This is a genomic window from Saccharopolyspora sp. NPDC050389, from assembly GCF_040655595.1.
Taxonomy (GTDB): domain Bacteria; phylum Actinomycetota; class Actinomycetes; order Mycobacteriales; family Pseudonocardiaceae; genus Saccharopolyspora.
In genome coordinates this window covers 49,439-59,520 of sequence record NZ_JBFAKG010000060.1, presented here as the reverse complement: position 1 = coordinate 59,520, position 10,082 = coordinate 49,439, and the positions used below count along the sequence as shown (strand labels likewise).

General features: G+C 69.8%; 7 protein-coding genes. 5 read left to right on the top strand and 2 right to left on the bottom strand.

Annotated elements, in window-relative coordinates; genetic code table 11:
• Positions 1–97: 97 nt before the first annotated feature.
• Positions 98–1,360 (bottom strand): sulfite exporter TauE/SafE family protein, encoded by a 1,263-nt coding sequence (locus AB0I53_RS32360; RefSeq protein ID WP_358611504.1) that lies wholly within the window; start codon positions 1,358–1,360, stop codon positions 98–100.
• Between the two features lie 85 nt (positions 1,361–1,445).
• Positions 1,446–4,871 (bottom strand): PQQ-binding-like beta-propeller repeat protein, encoded by a 3,426-nt coding sequence (locus AB0I53_RS32355; RefSeq protein ID WP_358611501.1) that lies wholly within the window; start codon positions 4,869–4,871, stop codon positions 1,446–1,448.
• Between the two features lie 268 nt (positions 4,872–5,139).
• On the opposite strand from AB0I53_RS32355, the gene AB0I53_RS32350 reads away from it, so the two are divergent.
• The 5 genes from AB0I53_RS32350 to AB0I53_RS32330 all read left to right on the top strand — a co-directional run bounded on the left by AB0I53_RS32350 (position 5,140) and on the right by AB0I53_RS32330 (position 9,961).
• The gene (locus tag AB0I53_RS32350) at positions 5,140–6,429 is read left to right on the top strand and encodes a vanadium-dependent haloperoxidase (protein WP_358611498.1); all 1,290 of its coding nucleotides are present in this window, start codon (positions 5,140–5,142) and stop codon (positions 6,427–6,429) included.
• Between the two features lie 310 nt (positions 6,430–6,739).
• Positions 6,740–7,552, top strand: coding sequence for a hypothetical protein (locus AB0I53_RS32345; protein ID WP_358611495.1), 813 nt, complete (start codon positions 6,740–6,742; stop codon positions 7,550–7,552).
• Complete coding sequence (locus AB0I53_RS32340) at positions 7,549–8,319, top strand: energy-coupling factor transporter transmembrane component T (protein ID WP_358611492.1); 771 nt, start codon at positions 7,549–7,551, stop codon at positions 8,317–8,319. The genes AB0I53_RS32345 and AB0I53_RS32340 overlap by 4 nt, the downstream gene beginning before the upstream one ends.
• On the top strand, positions 8,316–9,170 hold the full coding sequence (locus AB0I53_RS32335) for an ABC transporter ATP-binding protein (RefSeq protein WP_358611489.1): 855 nt from the start codon (positions 8,316–8,318) through the stop codon (positions 9,168–9,170). The genes AB0I53_RS32340 and AB0I53_RS32335 overlap by 4 nt, the downstream gene beginning before the upstream one ends.
• Positions 9,167–9,961: an ABC transporter ATP-binding protein gene (locus AB0I53_RS32330; protein WP_358611486.1), complete on the top strand. Its 795-nt coding sequence runs from the start codon at positions 9,167–9,169 to the stop codon at positions 9,959–9,961. The genes AB0I53_RS32335 and AB0I53_RS32330 overlap by 4 nt, the downstream gene beginning before the upstream one ends.
• The last annotated feature ends 121 nt before the right edge of the window (positions 9,962–10,082 follow it).

The window sequence follows — 10,082 nt, the reverse complement described above, 5'->3', positions numbered from 1 at the left end:
TGCGCAACCTCACCATGACCCACTGAACGCCGACCGCCACCTCACGGCCTGCGCTTCCCTTGCACACCACCAATATTTGATCATTACGGGACAGGTTTTAGGGAGCGAGGATGTGTCCTGCGGCGAGTGCGGAGGCCAGACAACCACCGAGTACGACGGCCGTGGCGGCGACGATGGGTGCCTGCCGGGTCCATGCGCGTAGCTTCGGCGAGTTGGCGGCGCGGGTCAGCAGTTCGTCGCGGCCCCGGAGCACGACGAGGCCGACGGCGGTCAGGGTCAGGGCCATGCCGAGTCCGAACGCGGCGACCATCAGGATCGCGGTGCCGACCCTGCCGGTGAGCAACCCGCTGAGCAGGACGAGGAACGCCGATGGCGAAGGGAGCAGGCCGCCGGAGGTGCCGAGCAGCACAATGCCGCGCCAAGTGAGCAGGGATGTGCCGGGGAGCGGATGGGAGTGTCCGTGTCCGTGCATGTGGCCTCGGTTGTTCAAGTGGCGCCGGAGTAGCCCCAACCCGACGCCCACCACGACCAGGGCGGCGATCAGCTGCAGCCAACCCGTCAGCGCGGCGATGTCCGGAGCGTTCTCGCTGGCGAGCCACCACCCGACGGCGAGTGCGGCGACGGACGCGGTGTGCATCACGGCGACGATGATGCCCAGCCACACCGCGTCCCGGGCCCGTCCCCGGCCGCCGACGAGGAAGCCTGCGGCGAGCGTTTTCCCATGTCCTGGGGCGCATGCGTGGAAGGCCCCCACTGCGGCTGCGACGAGGAGCGCCAGGGGCAGCACGACGTGGTGTTCCAGCAGTCCGGAGAGGTCCGTGGTCCAGACGTTGAACGGCTCCTGCGGCCCGACTGCCACGCTGGGTTTGCCGCTGCCGAGCGCGACTGCACGGGTCGGTTCACCGGCCGTGTGGAGGCCGCCGCCGCCCGACTCGGTGACGGAGATCGTGCGGTACTTCGGGTCGACGTCGTTCAGCGCGGTGATCGTGACGTCGACCGCGGCCACCGGATTCCGGCAGAGGTAGCGGAGGCGGGCGCCGTCCTGGGCGAGGCGCGTGGTGTCCGCGTGGTCCAGCGGGCAGGGGTGGCCGTCCTGGCTCAGTCGGATGTGGGAGCCGAGGTACTGCGCCTCGGATGTGTTGGTCGCGTCGGCTTCCGCGCGGAGCACGGCCAGGTCGTCGTTCGCGGCCGACCAGATGACATCGACCGCGTTTCCGTGGGCGGCGATTCTGGCGACCGGAGGGGTGCCGAAGGGGTGCGCGTTCGCCAGGCCGGCGAGGCCGAGCAGCGCCGGCGTCATGAGTGCGCCGACGAGGAGGATGCGAGCGGCCTTGGAGCAGGCGCGGCCGAGGATGTGCACAGCGATGTTCCGATCAGGAAGTGCCCTGCGGGCTGCTCCCCTGGCCGGGGAGGCAGCCCGCAGGGCGGGTGTACCTGTTGACCTGTCAGCCGCGGTGGCCGTCCCCGGCCGGGCGCCGGGCGGCCAGGGCGTGGATCGTCCCGTCGTCGGTGAGGGCGAACACCCAGTCACCGCTGATGGACAACGCCGAAGCCACGCCGCCGCCGAGGTTGTACTCGGTCAGCCGCTTGCCGGTGGCGCGGTCCAGGACGACCAGACGTCCGTCCCAGGTGCCCGCGTACAGCCGGTCCTCGGTCACCACGGCGTGCATCGCAGGGGAACCGGGCCCCTCGGTGCACCCCTTCGCGACTCGCCATTCGTCGTCGAGTGGGCTTTCTCCGGGCAGGTAGCCGACGGCGGTTTCCCACAGCGGCTTGCCGGGTTCGGCCGCGCTGGTGTCGTAGGCGCGGATGACACCGTCACGGCTCGCGATGTAGGCGATGTCGCCCCAGACGGCGGGACTGGTCAGCGGAGCGGGGCCGGGTTCGCAGTTGCTGGCGCCGCCCACCGGGGACTGCCACAGGACAGCGCCGGTCTTGAGGTCGTGCCCGCGGGCACCGCTCGCGGTCATCGTCACCAGCTTCGGGTCTCCTCCGGCCGGATCGGTGAGGGTGGGGGAGGAGTGGCTGTCGATGCCGCCCTGGGTGTTCTGGACCCAGAGCTGACCGCAGCTTGCGAGGTCCATGGCGACCAGCGTGCTGCTGGAGTCGGTGTGCAGGTAGGCGGTGTTGGAGCCGGGTTGGCGGACCGCCGTGCTGTGGAACTGGCCCCAGCTGGTCGCTCCGTTGAAGCCGCCCAGCAGGTCACCGCTGCGAGCGTCGCGGCACTGGATCTTGTTCCAGTTCTGGTAGACGGCGATGGTGCGGTTCTCACCCTGCAGGTCGAAAACGCTGACCGGGCCACCTGCACGGCCGTAGCGGCGCACGGTGTCGCCGTGCCGCTCCTCCTTCTCGATCGTCTGCCAGACGACGTGGCCGTCCTTGGTGTCGAGGGCGTAGATCCGGCCGACGGCGGTGGTCAGGTAGACCTTGCCGTCGTGCAGGGTGGGCGCCGACTCGGCGTCGCCGTCCAGGTAGGTGCGCCAGACTTCGCGGCCGGAGGCGAGGTCGTAGGCGAGCATCATGCTGTACGGGGAGTCGAACGCCCGGGACGAGACGATCACTTTGCCGTCGGCGATCACCGATCCGTCGAGGTTGAACTGCTCACCGGTGTTGGCGGCCCAGCGCAGGTCGAGCTCGGCGCCCGGATCGTCCGCGCTCGCGGAGCGCCCCGCCTCGTCGCGCCCCTGACGGGTCCAGTCCTGACCGCTCTTCGGCTTCGCCAGCTCGTCTTCCGGCACCACCGTGAACGTGTTCTCGACGGTGGGCCAGGCCTGGCCCTTGGTGTCCACTGCGGTCATCTCCGCCGTGTAAGTTCCCGGCCGCAGATCGTCGACGTGGTCGCTGACCCGGGTCCAGGAGATCCGCGCGTCCGGACAAGGCTCCGGGTTGCCACCGGGCGGCGTGTAGCAGTTCTGGATGCCTGGCCGTTTGTTGTCGAGGCCGAACTTCAGCCCGCTTTGCTGCCGCACCGTTTTGCCGCGGTCGTCGCGGATGGTGAGGGTGGCTGCGGCCGGAGTGCGGCCGTTGTCCTCGGCGTAGAGCTCGACGGGGATCTTCCCGCCGGCGAGGTGGACGCTGCCCTGTGCGGGACTGACGAGCGCGGCATCATCGTTGATGTCGAACTGACGGTGCGTCCCCATGACGTAGCCGACGTCTTCGTTGCGAGGGGTGCGAGGGTCGTCGGTGATGGGCTTGAAGTCGAGGATCTTGTAGTCCGGGTGGGCGCCGTCGATGCCGTAGGTGCCCTGGTTGTTGATCTCGACCGAGCGGTTGAAGGCGCCACGACGGTACTCCGCCTGCTGGTTGTGACCAGCGGCGGCCATCCGCACGTCGTACTTGGCGAGTTCGTCGACGGTCGGCTGCATGCCCGCACCCGGTCCCCATGACGTGAACAGCGACCGGTGCATGAAGACCAGCACCTGCTTGCCGACCGCGTGGCGCTTGAGGTCCTCGCGCAGCCACTCCAGCTGCGGTTCCAGGCCGCTGGAGTCGTAGTTGTCCTCGAGGACGACGATGTGGCGGCCGTTGCGGTCGAAGCTGTACCACTCGGGGCCCATGTTCCGGCGGTAGTACTCCAGGCTTCCGCCGTAGCCCTGGGAGGTGGCAGTGCCGCCGACGTCGTGGTTGCCGACAACCGGGTAGAAGGGCATGCCGAGCTTTCCGTCGGTCAAACCCTTCCGCAGGATGTCGTAGCCGCCCTGGCGACGTGGCTCCGCTGCGTAGTCGGTGACCGTCAGGTCGCCGGTCGCGATGGTCATCGTCGCACCGTCGACCTCGGACATCGCCTCGACCTGACCGGTCCACTGCGGCTGCGTCGAGCGCGCCGCCTCGTCCCTGGTGTTGGAGACCTCGATGTCGGAGTCCATCACCCATTTCTCGGTGGGGTTGGCGGCGTTCTCGTCCGGCACGAGGGCGAAGTCGATGCCGGTGTGCGGGCCAGCACCGTCGGGCACCTCGTGGAAGAACTGCGGGACGTAGTCCTCGCGCAGCGCGGGGGTGTAGCCGTTGGGGGAAACGATGCTGACGAGATCGGTCTCCCGTCGGGTCGGGTCCATCCACAGGGTGTACGAGCCGTCGGCGCCGGTCGTCGTCCACACGGCACCGTCGGTGACATCGACGCCGGGCATCGGAGCCTCGCCCGGGTCCCGCACAGCATTTCGGTTGACATCCTTGAAGACCGTGCCCTGCACCGGCACCGGATCGGCGGTCACCGCCGTGTCAGCGGCGAACGATGTGCCGGCAGCGGCCGGCACCAGCGCCGTCGCCACGGCGGCACCGGCCGCCACCAGCCGCTTGCGGCGTCGAATCGGGCCGCGCGCCAGCGGCTGCTCGGGCCGCGAGCGGCGGCGGAGCACCCAGCGGATGACCTGCAGCGCGACGACGGCGAGGGCGATGCCAAGCGCCGCGGTGAGCCACGGGAAGGCGAGACTCGAAGGTGGGGGATGGGCGCCCGACGCATCGACGACCGGGGTTTCCGCGGTCGCGTCGACCGTGTTGCCGTCGAACTCGACGACGGCCTGGGTCAGTCCCCCTTCCTGCAGCATCGAGGTCAGGTCGAGCTCGTCGACATGACAGCTCCACGCCAGCTCGACCACGACGCCCTCGGGCACTCCGCCGTCGTCGCCCGCGACGCCGGAGCCGCTGGCCGGACAGGAGGAGGACAGCAGGCGTGCTGCCCAAGCCCCGGCGTTCTCGGGCGACACCACGTCGTGGTGGACGATCAGCCTCCCGCTGGTGACGTTGTCCTTGGTGGAGACGACGAGTTCGGCGTGCTGCGGCGACACATGCGCGTATGCGGGCTGCGCGCCGAAGCCCAGTACGAAGAACAGCAGCACAAGACCGGTCCTGGCTGCCGCACGGATTGGTTTCATGTGCAGGAATGATGTCGGTGCAACGAGTCCAGAAGCAGAACAACCGTCGAAGCTTCTCCTGCACGACGACCAATTCATACCGGGAAGTACGCGGCGAGTCGCGCAACGAGGCTCGACCGGGTGCCGAGGCATCCGCCGCCGTCCGGGCGAAATGTCATCGGCACCTGCCTCGATGTTCGCCGGCCGGTCGATTTCCGTTGGTTGTGAACCTGCGTGCCGCTGCCGTCGTACCTGGCATCGGGACACAACACCGACGAGGGAGCAGTGCATGCGCAAGGGTTCGTTCAAACGAGGACCTGGTTCCCGAAAGAGCGTCAATGCCGCAGTGATCGTCATGTCGGTCGCGGTCGGCACGACCACCGCGGCGCCGCTCGCCCCCGGGCAGACGGCCTCGGATGTGGCGTTGGAGTGGTATGACACGACCGCCGACACCGTGAACGCCGCGGGCATCCCGGCGTCAGCGCCGGTCACGAAGAACCGCATGTGGGCGATTTCCTGGCTCGCGGCGGCCCGCGCCGTGCGCCCGGAGCTCGGAGCAGGGCAGTCACGCGAGTACGAGCAGGCGGCGCTCGCATCGGCGGTGCACGCTGCGCTGTCGGACCTGGTGCCAAGCCGCAAGGCCGCGTTGGACGCCGCTCTGGACCGAAGTCTGGAGCGGATCCCGGACGGTCCGGCCGAAGATCGGGGCGTGCGCGTCGGCCGCGAGCAGGCGCACTTGGTGCTCGCCGGTCGCGAGAACGACGGGTTGGACCCGGCGTCGGTCAACATGCCGTACCAGCCCCCGCAACCGGCCCCCGGCATGTGGCAGCCCACGCCGCCGGCGTACGGGGCCGCAATCCAGGCCGGATCGCGGTACGCGACGCCGTTCCTGCTCGACGACCCGGCGCAGTTCCGGCTGGGGCCGCCGCCCGAACTCGGCTCCGAGCGCTACCGGATCGACCTGGCCGAAGTTCGCGCGCTGGGTGTCGCGGGCAGCGCGGTGCGCACCGAAGAGCAGACCAGGACGGCGAAGTTCTGGGAGCAGTCCACGCAGGACGCCTACACCGGGGTTCTGCGCGCAGCGCTCGAACAGTCGAGGCAGCCGTTGTTCAAGCGCGCGGCCATGGTGGCGATCTTCAACGTCGCGCTCGTGGACACGCAGATCGCCACCTCCGACAGCAAGTACACCTACACCCGCTGGCGTCCGGTCACGGCCATCCGGGCGGCCGACGACGGTGACGGCGATCCGAACACCGCGCCGGACCCGAACTGGACGCCGGAGGCCACGACACCGCTGCACCCCGACTACCCCAGCGGGCACAACACCTACGCCGGGGCGGCGGAAGCAGTGCTGACGGCGCTGACCGGGGTGCGGCCGACCGAGCCGGTCACCATCGGCAGTTCGACGGCTCCGGGTGAGTTCCGCACCTATGCGAAGTGGTCGCAACTGACCGCCGAGATCGTCGATGCCCGGGTCTGGTCCGGCTTGCACACGCGGACCGCCGACGAGGCCGGCGCCTTGCTCGGTCGCGAAGTCGCCGAGCACGACGTGCGGATGGCCTTCCAACTGCTGCGCTGATGCGGGAGGACTCGTCGTCCCCGGGCAGCCCGGGGACATATAGCGACCCAAAAGACTCACGGCCCCGTGCCTGCAGAAACGCTGCTCCGGAAGCGTGCAAGACCGCCGGAACTCCCTTCAGCAGCACCCGAAACCGCGTACCGGCCGAACTTCGCGGGAACGCCGGGCAAGATCGGGGTTTACCGGCGGGGAACGGTGTGGCAGGCTGCTGCAAACGCTTGCAGCGGCCGGGCTGCCGCCCGTCGTCGCTGGTTATCGCCCGTCCAGGGCCGCTCGGCGCTCCGGTCGGGCCGGCGCGGGAGGAATGCCCATGAGCACCGTCCACTCTGGTCACCGGCTGCCGCCGTGGGGTTATGTCGCCGCGGGCACCGCCGTCATCCTGGCGACCTACCTCTACCTCCTGGTCGAGCGGCCGTCGAGCCTGCACGAGAGCGGGCACGGCAGCTCCGCCGCGCTGATCGCGCTCGGCGGCTACCTGATCGGCTCGCTGCTGGTCATCGCCGGCGCCAGCGCCCTGCTGCCGACCTCCACGGTGGCGATGTTGCCGGTGGCGATCGCGATCAACGTGGTGATCGGGCAGCTGGTCAACATGCTGGGCCTGCCGGTTTACCTGGACTCGATCGGCACCGTGATCGTCGGCGCGCTCGCCGGGCCCGCCGCGGGCGCGGCGACCGGGGCGCTGTCCAACATCATCTGGGGCCTGACGATCTCGCCGCCGCTGCTGCCGTTCTCGGTCGCCGCCGCGGCGATCGGCGTGCTGGCGGGGTTGGTCGCCCGCATCGGCGCGTTCCGCCGCCTGTGGACCGCGCTGCCCGGGGGCCTGCTCGCCGGTGTCGTCGCCGGGATGCTCTCCGCGCCGATCGCGGCGTTCGTCTTCGGCGGCGGCGGTTCACCGGGCCGCACCGCGTTGCAGGCCACCTTCCAGGCCTTCGGCAACAGCCTGCTGGACGCCGCGACGCTGACCGGGCTCGCCACCGATCCGCTGGACAAGGTGGTCACCTTCGCGATCGCTTTCCTGATCCTCGCCGCGCTACCGGCGAGGTTCCGGGAACGCTCGCCGTTCGTCCGCAGGTACGCGGTGTTCGGACGGCGCACCGCGGTGCTGGAAGGGCTGACGCGATGACCTTCTACCAGTTCGGCGAGTCCAGGGTGCACGGGCTCAACCCGATCACCAAGCTGGTGTTCGCGATCGTCGTGATCATCGCCGCCTTCGCCATCAACGCGGTCTGGTTCCCCGCGCTGCTGTGGCTGCTGCTGGCCGCGACGGCCGCGACGGCGGGGGTGCTGGGCCGGTTCGGCTCCGTGACGCTGAAGTTCTTCGCCCCGTTCCTGCTATTGATCTTCCTCGCGCAGGGCCTGTTCTATCCCGGCGAAGGACCGGTGCTCGCCGAGTTCGGGCCGCTGCAGGTGCAGCAGGACGGGCTGCTGTTCGCCACGCAGACGGGGCTCAGGCTGCTGGTGCTGGTCGACGCGTTCCTGTTCCTGCTGCTGACCACGCACCCCGGCAGCCTGATGACCGCGCTGGTGCAACGCGGATTGCCGCCCAACATCAGCTACGTGGTGTCCGCGACGCTGCAGATCATCCCCACCTTCCGGGCCCGCGCGCAGCTGATCCGGCAGGCCCAGCAGGCTCGCGGCCTCGCGCTCGACGGCGGCCCGGTGCGTCGCGCCCGGACGCTGCTGCCGTTGGTCGGGCCGCTGGTGCTGGGCGCCTTCACCGACGTCGAAGAGCGGGCGATCGCCATGGAGGCGCGTGCCTTCGGTGCCCCGACGCGGCGCACCAACTTCGAGGTCATCCCGGATTCGGCCGGGCAGCGGGTGGCGCGCTGGGCGTTGTGGATCTGCGCGGCCGCCGCCCTGGCCGCCAACGCGCTTGGAGTGTTCTCGTGATCGAGTTCAGCCGGTTCAGCTACGCCTACCCGACGAGCACCGCTCCGGTGCTGCGCGACATCGAGGTGGCGATCCCGGAGGGCCAGGTGTGCGGGCTGGTCGGTGCCGGCGGCGCGGGCAAGTCGACTCTGGGCTACGCCGCAGCCGGGCTGATCCCGCACGCGCTGGGCGGCGACTTCACCGGCCGCGTCACCACCGCGGGCCGGGTCGTGGCGGACACGCCGCTGGCCGAGGTGGTCACCGAGGTCGGGCTAGTGCTGCAGAACCCGTTCAACCAGATCTCGGGCGCGAAGTACTCGGTGCGCGCGGAGCTGGCCTTCGGGCTGGAGAACCTCGGCGTGGTGCGCGCGGAGATGGTCGACCGCATCGACGGGATGCTGGAGCGGCTGCAGATCGCCCACCTCGCGGAGCGCTCGCCGTACGAGCTCTCCGGCGGCCAGCAACAGCTCGTCGCGTTGGCGGCGGTGTTGGTGATGAAGCCGCGGGTGCTGGTGCTCGACGAGCCGACGTCGCAGCTCGATCCGGCGGGCAGCCGCCTGGTGTTCGCGGCCCTGGAGGAGTTGCGCGGCACAGGCATCACGGTGCTGCTGATCGAGCACAAGCTCGAACAGCTGGCGGAGTACGCCGACCGCGTTCTGGTCCTCGCCGAAGGCTCGGTCCGGCTCGACGGCGAACCGGAGCGCGTCCTGGCCGATCCGCGCTTGCCGGAGTGGGGCGTCGGCACGACGCGGTTCACCGACGCGGCCCGCAGTGCGGCCGGACTCGGGCGCTGGCCCTCGGGCCGGGACCTGCCGGTCACCCTGCCGACCGCCGTCGCCGGCTTCACCGAGGCGCTGGGAGAAACCCGATGAGCATCGAGATCGAATCGCTGGTGTACCGCTTCCCGAGCGGCGTGGCGGCGCTGGACGGCGTTTCGCTGAGCATCCGCGCGGGCGAGAAAGTGGCCGTGGTGGGCCAGAACGGCGCGGGCAAGACGACCCTGGTGCGTCACCTCAACGGCATGGTCAAGCCCACCGCGGGCCGGGTGGTGGTCGACGGCTGGAACACCGCGGACCACACCATCGCCCAGCTCGCGACCAAGGTCGGCTACCTGTTCCAGAACCCGGATCAGCAGCTGTTCGCCCGAACGGTCCGCCAGGACGTCGAGTTCGGGCCCCGGAACCTGGGCCACCCGCAGTCCCGCCGGGCGGAACTGGTGACCAGGGCCCTCGAAGCCACCGGCCTCACCGACCGCGCCGACGCGCACCCGTACGAACTGTCCCTGTCGGACCGCAAACGCGCCGCCCTGGCCGCGGTCCTCGCGATGGACACCCCGATCGTCGTCCTCGATGAGCCGACCACGGGCCAGGACCACAACGCGGTCCAGAACATCGCGAAGATCATCGAAACCTTGCACGGCCAAGGCAAAACGGTCGTGGCGATCACCCACGACATGGACTTCTGCGCGGAGAACTTCGACCGGGTGATCTCGATGTCGGCAGGCCGAGTCCTGTCGGACGCCCCACCGTACCAAGCCTTCGCCGACGAAGAAGCGGTACGGAAAGCGGCCCTGGAATCTCCCCAGATCCTCCGCCTGTCCCAAGCCCTGGCGCTCCCCCCGACCACCTCGGTCACCACCTTCACCGAGTACTTGACCAGGTGAGGAGCAACGTTTCCGCAGGCACTCCGGCCGTGAGTCTTTTGGGTCGCCATAGCAGCCCAAAAGACTCACGGCCCCGTGGCCCCACCCCAACCCAACCAAGCACCAAAGGAAACCCCAACCC

Coding starts and splice junctions, on each gene's coding strand:
- AB0I53_RS32355 (WP_358611501.1), bottom strand. CDS start 4,871: ATGAAACCAATCCGTGCGGCAGCCAGGACCGGTCTTGTGCTGCTGTTC.
- AB0I53_RS32350 (WP_358611498.1), top strand. CDS start 5,140: ATGCGCAAGGGTTCGTTCAAACGAGGACCTGGTTCCCGAAAGAGCGTC.
- AB0I53_RS32345 (WP_358611495.1), top strand. CDS start 6,740: ATGAGCACCGTCCACTCTGGTCACCGGCTGCCGCCGTGGGGTTATGTC.
- AB0I53_RS32340 (WP_358611492.1), top strand. CDS start 7,549: ATGACCTTCTACCAGTTCGGCGAGTCCAGGGTGCACGGGCTCAACCCG.
- AB0I53_RS32330 (WP_358611486.1), top strand. CDS start 9,167: ATGAGCATCGAGATCGAATCGCTGGTGTACCGCTTCCCGAGCGGCGTG.